General features: G+C 28.8%; 22 protein-coding genes. 1 reads left to right on the plus strand and 21 read right to left on the minus strand.

The features are described from left to right. Window positions 1–102 precede the first annotated feature (102 nt). Window positions 103–1,344: a replication-associated recombination protein A gene (locus tag Q0W06_RS04310; RefSeq protein WP_297631873.1), complete on the minus strand. Its 1,242-nt coding sequence runs from the start codon at window positions 1,342–1,344 to the stop codon at window positions 103–105. A gap of 168 nt (window positions 1,345–1,512) precedes the next feature. Here Q0W06_RS04310 and Q0W06_RS04315 point away from each other — a divergent pair, with 168 nt between their 5' ends. Then, complete coding sequence (locus Q0W06_RS04315; RefSeq protein ID WP_297631875.1) at window positions 1,513–2,799, plus strand: alginate lyase family protein; 1,287 nt, start codon at window positions 1,513–1,515, stop codon at window positions 2,797–2,799. 50 nt (window positions 2,800–2,849) lie between these two features. Here the strand turns inward: Q0W06_RS04315 and Q0W06_RS04320 are convergent, their stop codons facing one another. The 20 genes from Q0W06_RS04320 to Q0W06_RS04415 form a co-directional block, all read right to left on the minus strand. Continuing rightward, window positions 2,850–3,341 (minus strand): GNAT family N-acetyltransferase, encoded by a 492-nt coding sequence (locus Q0W06_RS04320; RefSeq protein WP_297631877.1) that lies wholly within the window; start codon window positions 3,339–3,341, stop codon window positions 2,850–2,852. 36 nt (window positions 3,342–3,377) lie between these two features. After that, window positions 3,378–3,635, minus strand: a complete 258-nt coding sequence (locus Q0W06_RS04325; protein WP_297631879.1) for a hypothetical protein — start codon at window positions 3,633–3,635, stop codon at window positions 3,378–3,380. A gap of 52 nt (window positions 3,636–3,687) precedes the next feature. After that, complete coding sequence (locus Q0W06_RS04330) at window positions 3,688–4,101, minus strand: hypothetical protein (protein WP_297631880.1); 414 nt, start codon at window positions 4,099–4,101, stop codon at window positions 3,688–3,690. Between the two features lie 81 nt (window positions 4,102–4,182). Further along, window positions 4,183–4,986, minus strand: coding sequence for an acetyl-CoA carboxylase carboxyltransferase subunit alpha (locus Q0W06_RS04335; protein WP_297631882.1), 804 nt, complete (start codon window positions 4,984–4,986; stop codon window positions 4,183–4,185). Then, a complete protein-coding gene (gene accD / locus Q0W06_RS04340) occupies window positions 4,979–5,851 on the minus strand; it encodes an acetyl-CoA carboxylase, carboxyltransferase subunit beta (protein WP_297631884.1) in 873 nt (290 codons plus the stop codon). The genes Q0W06_RS04335 and accD overlap by 8 nt, the downstream gene beginning before the upstream one ends. Further along, complete coding sequence (locus tag Q0W06_RS04345) at window positions 5,852–7,210, minus strand: acetyl-CoA carboxylase biotin carboxylase subunit (protein ID WP_297631886.1); 1,359 nt, start codon at window positions 7,208–7,210, stop codon at window positions 5,852–5,854. It lies immediately after the preceding gene. Between the two features lie 9 nt (window positions 7,211–7,219). Beyond that, entirely contained in the window at window positions 7,220–7,642 is a 423-nt protein-coding gene (gene fabZ, locus Q0W06_RS04350; RefSeq protein ID WP_297631888.1) for a 3-hydroxyacyl-ACP dehydratase FabZ, read from the minus strand. A 5-nt stretch (window positions 7,643–7,647) separates the two neighbouring features. After that, complete coding sequence (gene accB, locus Q0W06_RS04355; protein WP_297631890.1) at window positions 7,648–8,133, minus strand: acetyl-CoA carboxylase biotin carboxyl carrier protein; 486 nt, start codon at window positions 8,131–8,133, stop codon at window positions 7,648–7,650. Window positions 8,134–8,145: 12 nt separating this feature from the next. After that, complete coding sequence (fabF, locus tag Q0W06_RS04360) at window positions 8,146–9,384, minus strand: beta-ketoacyl-ACP synthase II (protein ID WP_297631892.1); 1,239 nt, start codon at window positions 9,382–9,384, stop codon at window positions 8,146–8,148. A 14-nt stretch (window positions 9,385–9,398) separates the two neighbouring features. Further along, window positions 9,399–10,139: a 3-oxoacyl-[acyl-carrier-protein] reductase gene (gene fabG, locus Q0W06_RS04365; RefSeq protein ID WP_297631894.1), complete on the minus strand. Its 741-nt coding sequence runs from the start codon at window positions 10,137–10,139 to the stop codon at window positions 9,399–9,401. Window positions 10,140–10,156: 17 nt separating this feature from the next. After that, window positions 10,157–11,098 carry an ACP S-malonyltransferase gene (locus Q0W06_RS04370; protein WP_297631896.1) on the minus strand — a complete coding sequence of 314 codons (942 nt, stop codon included), beginning with the start codon at window positions 11,096–11,098 and terminating at the stop codon, window positions 10,157–10,159. A 3-nt stretch (window positions 11,099–11,101) separates the two neighbouring features. Continuing rightward, window positions 11,102–12,034 (minus strand): enoyl-[acyl-carrier-protein] reductase FabK, encoded by a 933-nt coding sequence (fabK, locus tag Q0W06_RS04375; protein ID WP_297631961.1) that lies wholly within the window; start codon window positions 12,032–12,034, stop codon window positions 11,102–11,104. A 111-nt stretch (window positions 12,035–12,145) separates the two neighbouring features. Beyond that, window positions 12,146–12,370, minus strand: a complete 225-nt coding sequence (locus Q0W06_RS04380; protein WP_297631898.1) for an acyl carrier protein — start codon at window positions 12,368–12,370, stop codon at window positions 12,146–12,148. Between the two features lie 38 nt (window positions 12,371–12,408). Next, on the minus strand, window positions 12,409–13,380 hold the full coding sequence (locus Q0W06_RS04385; protein ID WP_297631901.1) for a beta-ketoacyl-ACP synthase III: 972 nt from the start codon (window positions 13,378–13,380) through the stop codon (window positions 12,409–12,411). 11 nt (window positions 13,381–13,391) lie between these two features. Then, window positions 13,392–13,844, minus strand: coding sequence for a MarR family transcriptional regulator (locus Q0W06_RS04390; RefSeq protein ID WP_297631903.1), 453 nt, complete (start codon window positions 13,842–13,844; stop codon window positions 13,392–13,394). Window positions 13,845–14,074: 230 nt separating this feature from the next. Further along, window positions 14,075–14,491, minus strand: coding sequence for a hypothetical protein (locus Q0W06_RS04395; RefSeq protein ID WP_297631906.1), 417 nt, complete (start codon window positions 14,489–14,491; stop codon window positions 14,075–14,077). A gap of 157 nt (window positions 14,492–14,648) precedes the next feature. Beyond that, a complete protein-coding gene (locus Q0W06_RS04400) occupies window positions 14,649–15,557 on the minus strand; it encodes an NAD-dependent epimerase/dehydratase family protein (RefSeq protein ID WP_297631908.1) in 909 nt (302 codons plus the stop codon). Window positions 15,558–15,673: 116 nt separating this feature from the next. Then, complete coding sequence (locus tag Q0W06_RS04405; protein WP_297631910.1) at window positions 15,674–15,916, minus strand: hypothetical protein; 243 nt, start codon at window positions 15,914–15,916, stop codon at window positions 15,674–15,676. A gap of 240 nt (window positions 15,917–16,156) precedes the next feature. After that, window positions 16,157–16,924, minus strand: a complete 768-nt coding sequence (gene yaaA, locus Q0W06_RS04410; RefSeq protein WP_297631912.1) for a peroxide stress protein YaaA — start codon at window positions 16,922–16,924, stop codon at window positions 16,157–16,159. Between the two features lie 134 nt (window positions 16,925–17,058). Further along, window positions 17,059–17,904: a hypothetical protein gene (locus Q0W06_RS04415; protein ID WP_297631914.1), complete on the minus strand. Its 846-nt coding sequence runs from the start codon at window positions 17,902–17,904 to the stop codon at window positions 17,059–17,061. Window positions 17,905–18,008 lie beyond the last annotated feature (104 nt).

The raw sequence follows: 18,008 nt of genomic DNA on the forward strand, positions 1-18,008 counted from the left end.
CTCGTCACCCCTTAAAGTAGAGTAAGTTACTACGATTTCTGTTTATATCTTAGCAAATCACTCGGTTATTGTCAATAATGTTATGTTAATAAACTTTTAATTTCATTTTATTTTTGTCCAATAGCTATCTATTGCATTTTCATATTTATTATTACCTTTTTCGTAATATCGTCTATCCTGTAGTTCTTTAGGTAAATATTCTTGTGTTATATAATTATTTTCATAATCATGAGGATATTTATATCCTCCTACTCCTAAATTTGCAGCTCCGCTATAATGACAATCTTTCAAATGATTAGGTACATCCCCTACATTCATTTTTTCTAAATCCCTCATAGCTTTACTTATAGCTCTATATGCACTATTGGATTTAGGTAAGGTTGCTAAATATAAAACAAGTTCACTCAAAATTATATTTGCCTCTGGAAATCCAACTTTTAATGCCAATTCTAATCCCGAATTAACAACAGTTAATGCCTGTGGATGTGCAAGCCCTATATCTTCTGCAGCTACCATCGCAATTCTTCTTGTTAATCCAATTAAATTACCGGTTTCTATAAGTCTTGCAAGATAATGCACACTAGCATCAGGATCGCTTCCTCTAATACTTTTATGTAATGCACTTAGAAGGTTATAATATTCATCTCCACTAGTGTCTCCTCGTAAATTAGACTGCCCTAAATTTTCCACTTCTTCTATTGTAACAGTTTTTTTTCTTGAGCCTTGTGAATTTATTAATAACTCTAAAATATTATAAGCTTTTCTATAATCTCCTTGAGAAATTTCTCCAATATAGTTTAATGCTTCTCTCGTATACTCTACCTCTATATTTTCATCAATTAATTTTTTTAAAGATTTTTCTAAACCGCTCACAATATCATCAACTAACAGTGGCTTAAATCTAAAAATATTACATCTACTTATTATAGCTTTATGAATTGAAAAATAAGGATTTTCTGTAGTACTTGCTATAAGTGTTATTTTCCCATTTTCTATAAATTCTAATAAAGCCTGTTGTTGCTTTTTATTAAAATGTTGTATTTCATCTAAATAAATAACTACTCCATTATATCCCATAAGAGTGTTTAAACTTTCCGTTATTTCCTGTATATCTTTTATAGATGCTGTAGTAGCATTTAACTTATAAAACTTTTTATCCACATAATTTGCCATTATGTTAGCAAGTGTTGTTTTCCCAGTGCCTGGAGGCCCATATAATATACAGTTAGGAATAGTTTTATTTTTAATTAATTTATATAAAGGTTTATTTTCTCCTAGTATTTCTTTTTGACCTATAAAATCTTCTAATTTAGTCGGTCTCATTAATTCCGCTAAAGGCTTCATTTTTATCACCTCACATTAATCCTAAAATATATTTTACCTTTATATTTCTCTCTATTCAAACTTTTTTTTACTAAATACTATTTATTTTAATATTTTTTTCAATTCTAGGACTCAAATTTATGATTAAATAGAAAAAACTACTTAAATATCATAAGGAGAATTCTACAAATGAAAAAGTTTTATCTAATTATTATTTCTTTATTACTACTTATTGTTTCTTTTCTTTCTGGTTATTTTTTAAATTCTTATAAAGAAAATATTTCTTCTAAGTATAAATTACAAAATTTTAATACTTTTAAAGGAGAATATAATAAGGCTGATATTTTTGCTTTAAATAATAGTTCTAATACTAAAATTAAAGAGACGATAACACAAATTGAATCTGATGGTAATGTTTTATTAAATTCAAATTCTTATCCTACTGTTACTGATAAAACCTCTTTAATAGCTAAAGGGGAAACAAACCATGATTTTGCCGCAATGACTCCATATTTATTTAACGATCCTAGTTCTAAGACAGGCTATACTGTTAAAGATGGTGTAGATAATCCTGAAAGATTAGATTCTTCAAAGTTTGATTCTCAAAGATTAGCTAAATTAGTTTCTAATTTAAATACATTATCCTTTTCATATGCTTTAACAGGAAATCAATCTTATGCAACAAAAGCTGTACAATTTCTAAAAGTTTGGTTTTTAAATCCCGCTACCAAAATGAATCCTAATATGAATTTTGGAGAATTTTTTGTTACCTCAACTGGTAAAACCTATACTTTCAATAATTCCAATATGATTTCAGCTATTCCTTTTATTCAAGTTGTAAATGATATATATTTACTTGAAGACTCGAATTCATTGTCTTCTTCTGATTTAGAAGGATTAAAAGATTGGTTCAATAGTTTTTCTGCTTGGCTTACTACTTCATCTAATTTAAGTTTTAACACTTTAAAAATTGATAATCATGGTACTTGGCTTCAATCTGAGCTCTCTTTATTTAATGCTTTTGCTGGAAATAAAGAAAATACATTAAAATCTCTTACTTCAGTAGGTCCGGACGTTATAACACCACAAATAAAAGATGGTGGGAAAATCCCATCTGCTTTAATTAGAACTAAATCTGTTGACTATACTGAATATAATTTAGAAGCTTTCATTACTCTTGCTGACATTGGTCAACAATTTTCTATTCCTATTTGGAACTATACCTCTATTTATGGCGGTAATATTAAATCTGCTATTACTTATTTAAATAATTATCTTTTAGGAAAGGATAATTGGCCTTATCAGAATATCTCTGGTAAAAATGTTCATGAGGAAGACAATGGTTCTTTTATTTCTTATTTAGCATTAGCATATAATTTTTATAAAGATCCTAGTTTCTTGAAAACTATAAATACTTATTCTAAGGATTCCACTGGTATTTCCTACTTAATTCTTGAATCACGATTAATAAATTAAAATATTTTCAAATAAAAAAAGCTAGAAATTTACTTCTAGCTTTTTTATATTTAAAAAATTATTTTACTTCTTCTCTCCATTAGTACAACATCCATCCAGTCACCATTTGGAAGTTTTGCTACTCTATCTCTTATTCCTATTGTTCTAAAGCCACATTTTTCATGAAGCCTCAAACTACCAAGATTGTCTCTCAGTATAACAGCTTGTATACTCCATATATCACATCTTTCCGTTTCTTTAACCAATCCATTTAAAAGTGCTCCACCAACACCCTTTCCCTTATAATCTCTATCTATGTATATGCTTAATTCCACGACTCCATTATAAGCTTCTCTTGGTGATATATGCCTTACTGCTGTCCACCCAATAACCTTTTCATCTTCGCATATTACTAATCTACATTTTTTCAAATAAATTTTATTCCAATATTCATAAGATGTTACTTCCTTTTGAAAAGTTGCTCCAGCTTTTATCCCATCAGCATAAATTTTTTCCATTTCGTTCCAATCGTTTTCTTCCATATCTCTAATATTGTACTTCAACTTTCCACCTCTATCTTTCTCATTTGCTAAAAATCCCTATATTCTATAAAAGTAATTATTATTCTTTAAAATAACTTCTAATACATCATCATCAACTTTTTTTAAAAAAGCATATGATAGACCACAATAACTTAATCCAAATATAGGTAATACTTTATTTTCTACTTTTATCAAACTTATTAAAAGAATTCCTCCACCTATAAGAGAATACAAAAAAATTTCGTCACCCTTAAGTTTTTTAAACTTCTTTTTTATTCTCATAGGCGTAGGAAGCACTATTGCTTTTATTATCATAATAACCTCTATAAAATTGCTTATACCTTATTATATTATGCCTAATAAAACTTTATTCAACTTGACTTTCTAATCTTCTTATAATATCTAACATTTTATTTCCTTTAACTTCCATATTGCCTATTGCAACGATACAATTTATTGCATTTTCTGATAAATCCCACTTATATGCTTTAAATTTTATTTTACTATATTTAGGTAAATACTCTTCAATATCTACTCCAAGTTCCTCAGCAATAGCTAAGTATTCCTCAAATAATTCATCTTCTGATAATTCACTTACATTGCAAGTCTCACTTATCAATTCATTAAGATAATCTATACTAAGCGAAAGATTAAATGCTGCCATATCTTCTCTCTTAGTTCCTTTACTCATATCTTTTATAACTTTAAAATCTGTGTTCTCAGTTATTATATTTTTAATTTCTTCTGTGTCTATAATCTTATCTCCAAATACTATATACATCTTTTTTCCTCTTTTCATCTCTTATTATGTTTATTTTTTTTTATATCTTATACGATAAAAAAGGTGCAAATGATGCACCTTTTAAAATTTTCTAAATCTATTATATCTCTTTTCTATTAAAGATTCCATATCTATATTATTTATTTTTTTCAATTCTTCTATTAAAGCTTTTTTTATGCTTAAAGCAGTTTTATTTGGATTCTTATGAGCGCCACCATTTGGCTCTTTCACTATAAAATCTATAATCTTATAACCCATTAGATCTTGTGCTGTAATCTTCATAATTTCAGCAGCTTCCTTCACTCGGCTTCCATCTTTCCATAATATAGATGAAAATCCCTCTGGTGAAAGAATGGAATATATAGAATGCTCTAGCATCCCAACTGAATCAGCCACCGCTAATCCAAGTGCACCTCCACTTCCACCTTCACCAGTTACCAATGATATAATAGGTGTTTTCAAGGTACTCATCTGAAAGAGATTATTAGCTATTGCTTGCCCTTGCCCTCTTTCCTCTGCCTCTATTCCACAAAAAGCTCCTGATGTATCTATTAAGCAAATTATCGGTCTATTAAACTTTTCTGCTTGCTTCATAAGTCTTAATGCTTTTCTATATCCTTCTGGCTTTGGCATACCGAAGTTTCTCTCTATATTCTCTTTTGTATTTTCTCCTTTGGTAATTGTAATAACAGTTACTGGAGTTCCATCTAACAATGCAATTCCACCTATTACTGCTTTATCATCACCAAAGTTTCTATCTCCATGGAATTGAATAAAGTCTTCAAATATATTATTTATATAAAATTCTCCCGTAGGTCTATCTTTATGTCTTGCTGCATTTACTTTATCCCATGGAGACATTGTTTTTATCAATCCTCTACTCATGTCTCTTACCTCCATGAAGTTTTAATATTTTATAAATACAAGTTCTTAACTCTTTTCGATGAACTATCTTATCTATAAAACCTTTTTCTAAAAGAAACTCTGCTGTTTGGAAATCATCTGGTAAGCTTTGTTTAATAGTATTTTCTATTACTCTTCTCCCTGCAAATCCAATTAATGCATTTGGTTCACTTAAAATTATATCGCCTTCCATTGCAAAACTTGCAGTAACTCCTCCTGTCGTTGGATAAGTTAAAACAGTTATATAAAGAAGTCCAGCTTCACTAAACTTTGCAAGCGCTGCACTAACTTTAGCCATTTGCATTAAAGAAAAAATTCCCTCCTGCATTCTTGCACCACCAGAAGCCGTAAATATAATTAAAGGTAGTCTATCTTCCATTGCTTTTTCAATTAATCTAGTTAATTTTTCTCCAACAACAGTTCCCATACTTCCCATCATAAAAAAGCTATCCATCACACCTACAGCTACTGAAATACCATTAACCTTACCTATCCCAGTAACAACAGCTTCACTACTCTCAGTTGATTTATGAGCTTTTTCTAACTTTTCCTCATATCCTTTAAAATCTAGTGGATTACTTGTTTGAAGGTTCTTATACAGTTCTTTAAAGCTCCCATTGTCTAGAAACATTTTTATTCTAGCCTGTGCTCTAAGTTTAAAATGGTGATTACATTTATTACATACATAGTTATTTTCTATTAAATCTTCATGATAAATTATTGAATTACACTTTTCACATTTATCCCACATTCCTGATGGAATATTAGGATGTGATAATTCTGTTATTTCCTCATTATTCTTTAAAGTTCCATAACTCTTTTTTTTACTAAATAAATCTTTAAGCATCTATCTTTTCTCCATTTTTTCCTTTAATTTATTCCCTAAAAATCCTGTATGATATTCACCCTTTAAAAATTCATCAAGTTCTAATAACCAGTATTGGAATTCTATATTTGTTTTTACGCCTCCAACACCAAATTCACTTAAAGCTCTTTTCATTCTCATAATCGCTTCTTCTCTATTATCTCCATAAGCTACAAGCTTACCAAGCATAGAATCATAACAATGAGGTATTTTATAACCACAATATATCGCTGAATCCAATCTTATTCCAAATCCACCTGGTAAATATAATTCTGTTATTTTCCCTGGACATGGTCTAAAATCAAATTCTGGTTCTTCAGCATTTATTCTACACTCAATTGCATGACCAGTAATTTTAACATCTTCTTGCTTTATTTTTAATTCCATTCCACTGGCTATTTTAAGTTGTTCTTTTACTATATCTATACCAGTTACCATCTCTGTTATTGGATGTTCCACTTGAATTCTAGTATTCATTTCCATAAAATAAAAATTATTTTCATTATCTACTAAAAATTCTATAGTTCCTGCATTTTTATAATTTACAGCTCTTCCAGCTTCTTTTGCAATTTCACCCATCTTTTTTCTTAATTCTGCATTCATTACAGACGATGGAGCTTCTTCTAATACTTTCTGATTCTTTCTTTGAAGAGAACATTCTCTTTCTCCAAGGTGAATTATATTTCCAAATTCATCTCCTAAAATTTGAAATTCTATATGTCTTGGATTTTCCACAAATTTTTCTATATATAAAGTATCATCTCCAAAACAAGCCATTGATTCTGCTTTAGCAGTACTATATCCTTTTTCAAACTCTTCTCTATTATAGGCAACTCTTATTCCTTTCCCACCACCACCGGCAGATGCTTTTATCATAAGAGGATATCCTATTTTCTCGCCAATTTCTATTGCATGATTTACATCTCTTATTTCACCTTCAAACCCTGGAACTACAGGTACTTTAGCATCTTTCATGATTTCTCTAGCACGTGATTTATTTCCCATAAGCTCTATTGATTCATAATCTGGTCCTATAAATTTTATGTTACACTCTTTGCACATCTTAGCAAACTTTGCATTTTCAGATAAAAATCCAAAACCTGGATGTATAGCATCAGCACCTGTAAGTACACAAGCACTTAAAATATTAGTTATATTAAGATAACTATCTTTTGCCATATACCCACCTATACAAACTGCTTCATCAGCTATTTGAACGTGTAACGCATCTTTATCTATATCTGAATAAACAGCGACTGTTGAAACTCCAAGCTCTCTGCAAGCTCTTATAACTCTTACAGCTATTTCGCCTCTATTTGCTATCAAAACTTTTTTAAACATAAAAATCACCTATCCTATTGCAAACATTATCTCTGCTTCACATACTTTTTTGCCGTCTACTGTTGCAATTCCTTTTCCAATTCCTACTGGTCCTCTAAGTTTCACTATTTCACAACTTAATTCTAATCTATCTCCAGGCACAACTTTTTGTCTAAATCTTACCTTATCAGCTCCTGCAAAAAGTGGAGTTTTTCCTTTGTATTGCTCCATACTTAAAAGTGCAACTGCTCCAACTTGTGCTATAGCTTCTAATATTAAAACACCTGGCATAACTGGTTCTTGTGGAAAATGTCCATTAAAGAACTGTTCATTTGCAGTTACATTTTTATAACCTCTTATAAATTTTCCTTCTTCCATTTCTACTATTCTATCAACTAAAAGAAATGGATATCTATGTGGTAAAATTTCTTTTATTTCATTAATGTTCATCATAAAATTTACATCTCCTTAAGTTTAAATAATGGTGTTCCATATTCAACCATGTCACCATCTTTAATTAATACTTCTACAAGCTTCCCATTAATTTCACTTTCTATTTCATTCATAAGTTTCATTGCTTCAATTATACATAAGACATCTCCACTTTTCACTTCATCACCAACTGCTACAAATTTTGAACTATCTGGTGATGGAGATGAATAGAATGTTCCCACCATTGGAGATTTTATTAACATATAATCTCCATTATCAGTACTAACCTCTTCACTAACTTCTTCTATTTTTTCTTTATTTTTAATAGACTCTACAATTTTCTGACTTGTATTATCTACATTCACTGCTGATTTCTGTTCTACTAAGTTAGCGTTTCCTCTAGTTAATGATTTATCTAGTTTTATATGAGCATTATCAATTTCTAATTCTAAATATGCTATCTCAGAAGAATCTATTAATTCTATTAATTCCTTTACTTCTTTAATATTCATAAAAAATTCCTCCTATCTTTCTGTATACTTCTTAAATAATAAAGTTGCATTATGTCCACCAAATCCTAAAGAGTTACTTAAAGTATATGTTAACTCTCCATTTCTTCCTTCATTTGGAACATAATCTAAATCACAATTTTCATCTTTTACTTTATATCCTATAGTTGCCGGAATAAAACTATCTTCCATTGCTTTTAAACATACTATAGCTTCTACTCCTCCAGCAGCTCCTAAAAGATGCCCTGTCATAGACTTAGTTGATGAAACTGGAATTTTATATGCAAAATCTCCAAGCGATCTTTTTATAGCTACAGTTTCAAATTTATCATTTAATGGTGTTGATGTTCCATGTGCATTAATATAAGAAAGTTCTTCCTTTTCTATACCTGCTTCTTCCATTGCTAAATTCATAGCTCTTGCTGCACCTTCTCCTTCTGGATCTGGTGATGTAATATGATACGCATCACAAGTTGCTCCGTATCCAACTACTTCTCCTAGAATTTTAGCCCCTCTTTTTTTTGCATGTTCTAATTCTTCTAAAACTAGAATTCCAGCTCCTTCACCCATTACAAAACCACTTCTTTCTGCATCGAAAGGTATTGAAGCTCTCTCTTTATTATTTGATGTATTTAAAGCTTTTAAACTTGTAAATCCTTCTACTGAAACTTTAGTAATTGGAGCTTCTACACCACCAGCTACCATTGCATCAGCATATCCATGTTTAATTTGTCTAAATGCATCTCCAATACAGTTAGTTCCTGTAGCACAAGCTGTAACTACTGCTAAAGATGGTCCTTTTAATCCATATTTAATAGATACATTTCCTGATGCCATATTTACAATTGACATAGGTATAAAAAATGGTGATACTCTTTTCGACGCTCCAGTTGCTATTTTAGCAACTTCTGATTCAATAGTTTGAAATCCGCCTATTCCCGAACCTACCATAACACCAATTCTAGTAGCATCTACAGTTTCGAAATCAAAATTTGCTTCTGTTATTGCTTCTTCTGCTGCTGCTAACGCAAATTGAGAAAATCTATCTAATCTTTTACTTTCTTTTTTTCCAACTATAGTTGGATCAAAGTTTTTAACTTCTCCTGCAACTTTAACTGTACCTTCTGATACATCAAATAAAGTTATATCATCTATTCCATTTTTTCCTATTTTAACATTATTCCAAAATTCTTCTACATTATTCCCAATAGGAGTCAATGCTCCCATACCTGTAACTACAACTCTTCTATTCATAAAAAATCCTCCAATTACATTACCATTCCGCCATCAACATTTATAACTTGCCCAGTTATATATGATGACTCTTCACCTGCTAAAAATGCTACTAAATTTGCTACATCTTCAGCTTTTCCAAGTCTTTTTAATGGTAATGCTTTTTTAATTTCCTCTTTATATTTTTCATTTAAATCTTCAGTCATATCTGTTTCTATAAATCCTGGTGCTACAGCATTAACTCTTATTCCTCTACCACCAAGTTCTTTTGCTAAAGATTTTGTCATTCCAATTACACCTGCTTTAGATGCTGCATAATTTATTTGACCTGCATTTCCTGTAATACCTACTACAGATGACATATTAATTATGCTTCCACTTCTTTGTTTTACCATGATAGGTGTTATTGCTTTTATACAATTAAATACACCTTTTAAATTAACATCAATAACATTGTCAAAATCTTCTTCCTTCATTCTTAATACTAGAGTATCTTTTGTTATTCCAGCATTATTAACCATTATATCGATTTTTTCAAATTTTTCCTTTGCATACTGAATCATTTCTAATACTTTTTCTAAATCACTTATATCACACTTGTAAACTTCTACTTTTACATTCATGTTTTCTAATTCTTTTTTTAACTCTTCTGCTTCTTTATCATTGCTTCTATAGTTTATTAAGATATTTGCTCCTAAAGCAGCAAGTTTTCTTGCAATCTCTCTACCAATACCTCTAGTAGCTCCTGTTACTATTGCATTTTTTCCTTTTAACATAAAGTCCTCCAAAATTTTTAATTATTAGAATTTTTCACTTCTTCTATACAAGTTTTTAAACTATCTAAATTATGAACATTAAAAACTTTTACTCCTCTATCTATCTTTTTTACAAATCCAGATAAAGTTTTTCCTGGTCCTATCTCTATGAAAATATCTACACCATTAGATATCATATCTCTTATTATTTTTTCTAAATATACAGGCTTAACCATATGTTTTTTAAGAATTTCTTGTAAATTATCTTCTTCCACATAAAGTTCACCTTTCAAATTTGAATAAATATTACTTTCTATTTTATTTAAATTTATTTTCTTTATTTCATTATAAAACTCTTCACTAGCTTCATCTAATAATGATGTATGGAATGCTCCACTAACCTTTAATGGAATTCCCATCCCTCCTAGTTCTTTAGCTATCTCTATACTTTTATCTATAGGAGCTACTTCTCCTCCTATAACAGTTTGCCCAGGGCAATTATAATTTGCTACTTGAACAATACCATATTCACTACATCTTTGGATTAATTCATCTATTTTATCTTCTTTAAGCTTTAAAATTGCGGCCATTTTTCCTTTTGTTTTTTCTCCGAAAAAATCCATTATTCTTCCACGTTCTTTAACAAGCTTTAATCCATCTTCAAAAGATATAATATTCTCATTTATTAAAGCAGAATACTCTCCAAGACTTAATCCACATGAATAATCTGCTTTTATGCCTTCACTTTCTAAAGCTTTGGCAGCAGCTATTGATGTTAAAACTATAGCCGGTTGTGCTATTTTAGTTTTAGTTAGTTCTTCTTCACTACCATTAAACATCTTATTTAATAAGTCCATTTCTAGAATTTTTTCTCCTTCAAGAAAAACTTCTCTACACTCTTCCCTATTATTAAATAAGTCTTCTCCCATTCCAATTGCTTGAGCTCCTTGCCCTGCAAAAAGAAATCCTATTTTCCCCATGTATTAATCCTCCAAGCTTTTAATTACTTTTTTAGCTCCATTCATTAAATCATCTATTATTTCTTTACAAGTCTCTTCTTTATTTACAAGCCCTGATATTTGTCCTGCCATCACTGATCCTGTAACAATATCACCATCTTTTGCAGCTCTTGGAAGTGCTCCACGTCCAAGTTCTTCTAGTTTTTCACTTGGTGCATTTTCTTTTTCTAGCTTTGTATATTCTCTTGATAATTTATTTTTTAAAACTCTAACAGGGTGCCCTGTTGATCTTCCTGTTACTTCAGTATCTATATCTTTAGCTTTTAAAACTTTATCTTTATAATTTTGATGAACAGTACATTCAGTAGCTACTAAAAATCTTGTTCCAACTTGAACTCCTTCTGCTCCAAGTGCAAAAGATGCTACTACTCCTCTACCATCTCCAATTCCTCCAGCTGCTATAACAGGAATATTTATTGCATCTACAACTTGTGGTATTAATGTAATAGTTGTTAATTGTCCTACGTGTCCACCTGATTCAGTTCCTTCTGCAACTACTGCATCTGCTCCCATTCTTTCCATTCTTTTTGCTAATGCTACTGATGCAACTACTGGTATAACTTTTATTCCATGTTCTTTCCACATTTCCATGTACTTACCTGGACTTCCTGCACCTGTTGTAACTACTGGAACTTTTTCTTCACATACAAGTTTTGCCACTTCATCTGCATGTTCAGACATAAGCATTATATTTACACCAAATGGTTTATCTGTTTTTTCTTTAACTTTTCTTACTTCATCTCTTATCCACTCAATTGGCGCTGTTCCTGTTATAATTCCAAGTCCTCCTGCTTCACTAACAGCAGTTGCTAAAGATGCATCTGCTATCCATGCCATTCCTCCTTGTAATACTGGTTTTTCTATATTTAACACTTCACAAATTCTATTTTTCATAATTAAAAATTCCTCCATCTTCCTATAAAAGATTTCTCTTTATATAGTTAAATCGGGTTCCACTTTATTTTAAAGAAGAAGCCCGATTTTCTATTATAATTCTAAAAGCTTATATTAAGCGTTCTTTTTTGATTCAACGTAATCTACAGCATCTTTAACTGACTTAATGCTTTCTGCATCTTCTAATTGAATTCCGTATTTTTCTTCAATTTCAATAACAACTTGGAAAAGATCTAATGAATCTGCTCCTAATTCTTCAAAAGTTGTTTCTAATTTAACTTCACTCTCTTCTACACCTAATTGTTCACATACTACTTCTCTGATTTCTTCAAATATCATTTTAAATTCCTCCAATTAATATATATTTCTTTTATTATTTACATTTTTATTAATGTGGCTCCACAAGTTAAGCCGCCACCAAAACCAACTAATACAATTAACATTCCTTCTTTTAATATTCCATCTTCAAAGGCACCGTTTAATGCTATTGGAATTGATCCAGCTGATGTGTTACCGACTTTTTCTAAATTTATATAAAACCTATCTCTAGGTAAATTTAGCTTTTTAGCTGCATAGTCTATTATTCTTAAATTTGCTTGGTGTGGAATAACTAAATCAATATCACTTAATTTATATTCTGTTCCTTCTAGTACTTTTTCTACGGATGTTACCATAGCTTTAGTAGCAAATTTAAAAACTTCTCTACCATTCATACTTATATATTTATGCTTTTCTTCTATCTTTTCAACGAAGGGGTTTATTACATCTCTAGCTCCTGCTATTAAAGTATCACCTTTTTCGCCATCAGATATACTATAAGAATTAATTATTCCTTGTTCTTCTGTTTTTTCTAAAATACAAGCTCCGCCTCCATCTCCAAATAGTATACATGTTGATCTATCAGACCAATCAACTATTTTAGATAATGTTTCAGCTCCAACTATAAGTGCTCTTTTGTATCTTCCTACTTGAATCAAGCTCTTTCCAATCTCCAGTGCATATATAAATCCTGTACATGCTGCGTTAACATCAAAGGCAGTGGCATTTTTAGCTTCTAATTTTTTTTGAAGCATACATGCAACTGACGGTGTATAGTTATCTGGTGTTAAAGTTGCAACTATGATTAAATCTAAATCTTCACCTTTAAATCCACTTCTATCTAAAGCAATTTTTCCTGCTTTATAAGCTATATCTGAAGTATCTTCACCTTCTGATATTCTTCTGCTTTCTATTCCAGTTCTATCTACTATCCACTCATTATTAGTTTCCACGAATTTGCTCATATCTTCATTTGTTACTACTTTTGAAGGTAAATATGCTCCAACAGATCTTATCTTAACTTCATTCATCTATTTTCTCCTTATTCTTTCAAATTATATTCAACTTTAAAGAATTTATTTAATCTTTCTAAGGATGAAATAAGTGTATTTTCTTCTTCTTCTGATAATCCTTCTATAGTTGCATTTATCATATCACTATGAAACTTTTCATGCATTCTATAGGCAAGTTTCCCTTTTTTAGTTAACTTAATTAATACAACTCTTCTATCCTCTTCAATTCTTTTTCTTTCAACATATCCTTTTTTAATAAGTTTATTAATTGCTGTAGTTAAAGTACCTACAGTTATTTTCAAATCTTGAGCAACTTCTGACATTGTTCTTTCTGTATACATTCTTATTGCATCTAATGTATGCATTTCTGTAACTGATAAATCATTTAATGCACCTTGTTTTAATGCTTGTTCCTCAATTTGAAGTATATCGTTAAATATTTGTACAAACAAATCATTTAAAACCACCTTTTTTTTATCCATCTCTAATCCTCCACGTTATATTCTGCAATATAACTATAATCCCTTTTACGATATAAATCAATGTTCATCAAATATTTCTTATATCAAATGTTTTGATAATCAAACTATAATATAACCGCACTTCATTGTCAATACTTATCTAGAAAAATTAAGCAATTTATAATACCTTCTATTCCAATCTAAATATCTATAAAAAAAGAAACTTACCCCTTGGGTAAATTTCCTATTTATCAATATTTAAATAAGTACAATATCACTATTACTCCAAGAAATACTATACTAAGTATTAGTAATAATATTGGAAACTTAAAAAACTCTATTTTAGAATCAATATAAATATTGTCTCCTTCCTTATTATACAAGATATCGATTTCATCTCTATTTTCATATTTTTTTTTACTTATTTCTTCTTCATAATGAAAAGTTTTATTTATTCCATCAATACATATTTCAATAATCGGTCTATATATAGTAACTTTTTTTTTATAATCCCATGTCTCTACTATTACTTCCTCATATTTTCTAAACTCTAAAATCTTCCCTTTTACTTTCTCACTCTTTTTATATAAATCATATTTTCTTTTAAATATTATTAAAGACCAAGTTAATACTCCTATAGCAACTAATACCAATACTATTATATCCATATGGCTTATCTCCTTTAAGTTCTTTAATAATAAGATATGCATTTGTAATATTTTTGGTTAAAACTTTTAATTTTTCCGATTAAATCGCCCTAAAAAGCTTGCTCTAAAGTAAGCTTTTTAATTAATCTTCTCTATAGATTGTTCATTCTAAATATTCTTATGGTGTCTTTATACAATTTCTATTCTTTGTTTCTATTATTTCCTTGACTATACTTCTCATTTCGCTTCGTGCATCTTTAAATCTATAATTAAAGAAACTTCTTATGCATACTGTAGAAAGAGTCATCCCTGAAAATTTTGTATACGGTGAAGTATCCAACACATCCATAGTCTTGTCCACAATCGCTTGTTCCCCACACTCTTCTTCTATTATATTAATAATCTCTCCTAGAGACACATCCCCATAGCAAGCAGCATTAATCGGACCCTTTATCTCTTTTTTCATAAGCCATCTTAAGAATATAGCTGCTTCTCCATCTGTTATAAAATTTATTTTACTATCTATTTTTTTTATATATATTTTTTTATTTTCACTTATTTCTTGTATATATTTATTTAATCTATTAGTGTAATCATTTACTCCTATGATTATCGGAAATCTTACCATAACAACTTCAAAACTTGCATATTTTGAAAATACAGCTTCCATCAACCTTTTTCCTTCTTCATATGAAAAATCTTCTCTTTTTCCAAAAGATATTTTATAATTTTTAGGATTGAAATCACTTTCTTTTAGTCCTATTTTTTTTATATTTCCGTAAACTGCTGCTGAAGATGTAACTATATATCGCTTTACCTTATTTTTAAATACCTCAGTACTTATCAATGCATCATTAGGCGAATAACAAATATTATCATAAATAATATCAAATTTAAGTCCATCTACAGCCTTTTCTAAACTTTCTTTATTACTTCTGTCAGCTATTATATGTTTCACATTTCCTTCAAATGTATTTTCCAAATTTCCTCTTGTTAATATAGTAATATTATTGCCTTTTTTTATAAGTTCTTTAACTAATTCTTTTCCAAAAAATCTTGTTCCACCAAGAACTAAAATCTCTTTCATATCTATCAACACCTTCCTCACACCTATAACTTAATCATATCACAGTAAGTATCATTTTCCAATAAATAACAAAAACTTTATTCTAAGTTTTAGAATAAAGTTTTTATCATTCACTTCTAATGCATTATATTCGCAAATACTATCACTAGAGTTAAAAATACACTTACTGGTACTAATAATACTGATATTAATAAATATCTAGTTCCTCTTTTATTTGTAAGTTCCATTTCTTTACTCACTTCGGTTTCATAATTATCTATTTTCCCTACTTTTCTAAAAGTACCAAAAGCTTTTATAAACGTTACTATCATAACTATTACAACTATAATGTTTAATAAGACTAAACCCATCGAAAGCATTTTATCCCCTCCTGTATTTTACCTTACATTTATATATATTATATAGTATCCCCTTTAATTTAAAGATTTTTTATATTAAAATATTATTAATATTTTAGTAAAGGAGATTTTCTTATGAAACTTTTAATTTTTTTATTTTTATCCGTTCCTTTCATTGTTGCAATATATTTTCTTTATTCTAACTTAAAAAAAATGATACATAATCGTAATACTGCTTTAAAAGAAAAAAACAAAAACAAACTATCCTAGTGTAAATACTAATTCTTTAGAAGTGCTCATGTCTTCTCTATAGACATAGCCTTCTAGATCAATTTTTTTAATTTCTTCTATTGTCTTTATTTTATTTTTAATTATAAAACTCGCCATAATTCCTCTAGCTCTTTTAGCATGAACTGTAACGACTTTATAAACCCCATTTTTATATTCTTTAAATATAGGTGTTATTACTTTTATTTCTTTAAACTCATTCACTTTTGCTGCTTTTGAGTATTCTTCTGATGCTAAATTCACTAAAATATCTGATTCTGTTTTTTTTATATCTTCAATTAAAGTCTCTTTTATATCATCTTCCCAAAACTCATATAAATTATTAGCATTCTTAATTTTTAGTTTAGTTCCCATTTCTAGTCTATATTTATTTATTTTATCTAAGGGCCTTAAAACACCATACAGTCCTGATAATACTCTCAAATGATTATTTGCATATTCTAATTCTTTTTTTGAGTATCCTTCAATATTAAGCCCTTTAAAAGCTTCGCCATTAAAATAAAAAATACATGGAAATAATTCTTCTTTATCAACTGTATTGAATTTATGTATATAACTAAATACTTCATCTCTAAGCTTTTCTGAAATTTTCATTAAAGAACATACTTCGTTTGGATTTAATTCTTTTAATACATTATTTATAACAATTGATTTATTATCAAATCTAGTACTCGTAAACTTTAAATCTTTCGGATATTCTCTATTCAAAAGTTTCTTAGCCGGTGATAGTATAACTAACATTTCTTCTCCTCCTTTCTAGACACCTTTAAAAATAATACCTCTAGAATTCAATATATTGTAGATTCTAGAGGCATTCATTTTAAACTAATTATAAATTCAAAAAATATTTATGTCAAATTATAGAATTTCATTATTTAAATCTCTATCATTTTATTATAACTAAAATTTATTATTTCCTGCTTTTCTTTATTCCATTCTATCTTTTCAAATAAAACCTCTCTCTCATAATCTTTTTTAAACTCCCAAAACTTTTCTTTTAAAATATCTACTTTATCTAAGTTCTCAACTTTCTTTAAATATTTAATATAATTAAGTGATTTCACCATAAGTAATAATAGTTTTTCATTTCTTATTCTATCAATTTTAAATTCTACTGATATATTCTTTAATTCCTCTTCTGGTCTAACTAAATTTTTTTTAATTTTCCCCTTAACTTTTCCACTTGCTTCTCTAATCATTTTCTTTGTTCTATTTAAAATGCTCATCCCTGTTTCTTCTTCTAAATTTAAATATCTGCTTAAAATTTCAGCACTTTTTTTCAGTGTATTTTCCTTCAAGTTATAATATCTGCAATTATTAAATTTATAGTAAATTGGACTTAATAATACTTCTTGCAAAATTAAGAACATTTTTTCATCTTTACATTTTTCCCAATACATATTTCTAATTTTTATAATTTCCATTTCTCTAAATCCTTCTATTTCTCCAATGTAAACTTCATTTCCCCAGTCCTTTAACCATGCTTCTTTTAATTTTATCATTTCTTTATTTTTTTTATATGATTTCAATTTCATTTCTTTTTTTATTCCATATAGAAATTCTGTATCTTGTATCTTAAAATAATTTTTCTTTATTTCTTTCATTCTATTTTCATCATTTTCTATATCTATATTTACTCTTTTTTCTATTAATTTTAATATATATACATATCCAATTTTCTCAACTGTAAATTCTTTTCTATAGCTACTTAATTCTTTCACCTACACCTTCCCCTTATCTAAATACTCCTTTACAATACTATTCTTATTTCACTTTATTTATGCTTTTTCTCCTATCTTCTTTTCAACCTTTTAAAAGTTTTGCA

It is taken from the genome of uncultured Clostridium sp., from assembly GCF_947072515.1.
Taxonomy (GTDB): Bacteria; Bacillota; Clostridia; order Clostridiales; family Clostridiaceae; genus Clostridium.

Bases quoted from the DNA above. Each gene is read 5' to 3' on its own strand.
- Q0W06_RS04310 (WP_297631873.1), bottom strand. From the start codon at position 1,344: ATGAAGCCTTTAGCGGAATTAATGAGACCGACTAAATTAGAAGATTTT.
- Q0W06_RS04315 (WP_297631875.1), top strand. From the start codon at position 1,513: ATGAAAAAGTTTTATCTAATTATTATTTCTTTATTACTACTTATTGTT.
- Q0W06_RS04325 (WP_297631879.1), bottom strand. From the start codon at position 3,635: ATGATAATAAAAGCAATAGTGCTTCCTACGCCTATGAGAATAAAAAAG.
- Q0W06_RS04330 (WP_297631880.1), bottom strand. From the start codon at position 4,101: ATGTATATAGTATTTGGAGATAAGATTATAGACACAGAAGAAATTAAA.
- Q0W06_RS04335 (WP_297631882.1), bottom strand. From the start codon at position 4,986: ATGAGTAGAGGATTGATAAAAACAATGTCTCCATGGGATAAAGTAAAT.
- accD (WP_297631884.1), bottom strand. From the start codon at position 5,851: ATGCTTAAAGATTTATTTAGTAAAAAAAAGAGTTATGGAACTTTAAAG.
- Q0W06_RS04345 (WP_297631886.1), bottom strand. From the start codon at position 7,210: ATGTTTAAAAAAGTTTTGATAGCAAATAGAGGCGAAATAGCTGTAAGA.
- fabZ (WP_297631888.1), bottom strand. From the start codon at position 7,642: ATGATGAACATTAATGAAATAAAAGAAATTTTACCACATAGATATCCA.
- accB (WP_297631890.1), bottom strand. From the start codon at position 8,133: ATGAATATTAAAGAAGTAAAGGAATTAATAGAATTAATAGATTCTTCT.
- fabF (WP_297631892.1), bottom strand. From the start codon at position 9,384: ATGAATAGAAGAGTTGTAGTTACAGGTATGGGAGCATTGACTCCTATT.
- fabG (WP_297631894.1), bottom strand. From the start codon at position 10,139: ATGTTAAAAGGAAAAAATGCAATAGTAACAGGAGCTACTAGAGGTATT.
- Q0W06_RS04370 (WP_297631896.1), bottom strand. From the start codon at position 11,098: ATGGGGAAAATAGGATTTCTTTTTGCAGGGCAAGGAGCTCAAGCAATT.
- Q0W06_RS04380 (WP_297631898.1), bottom strand. From the start codon at position 12,370: ATGATATTTGAAGAAATCAGAGAAGTAGTATGTGAACAATTAGGTGTA.
- Q0W06_RS04385 (WP_297631901.1), bottom strand. From the start codon at position 13,380: ATGAATGAAGTTAAGATAAGATCTGTTGGAGCATATTTACCTTCAAAA.
- Q0W06_RS04390 (WP_297631903.1), bottom strand. From the start codon at position 13,844: ATGGATAAAAAAAAGGTGGTTTTAAATGATTTGTTTGTACAAATATTT.
- Q0W06_RS04395 (WP_297631906.1), bottom strand. From the start codon at position 14,491: ATGGATATAATAGTATTGGTATTAGTTGCTATAGGAGTATTAACTTGG.
- Q0W06_RS04400 (WP_297631908.1), bottom strand. From the start codon at position 15,557: ATGAAAGAGATTTTAGTTCTTGGTGGAACAAGATTTTTTGGAAAAGAA.
- Q0W06_RS04405 (WP_297631910.1), bottom strand. From the start codon at position 15,916: ATGCTTTCGATGGGTTTAGTCTTATTAAACATTATAGTTGTAATAGTT.
- yaaA (WP_297631912.1), bottom strand. From the start codon at position 16,924: ATGTTAGTTATACTATCACCGGCTAAGAAACTTTTGAATAGAGAATAT.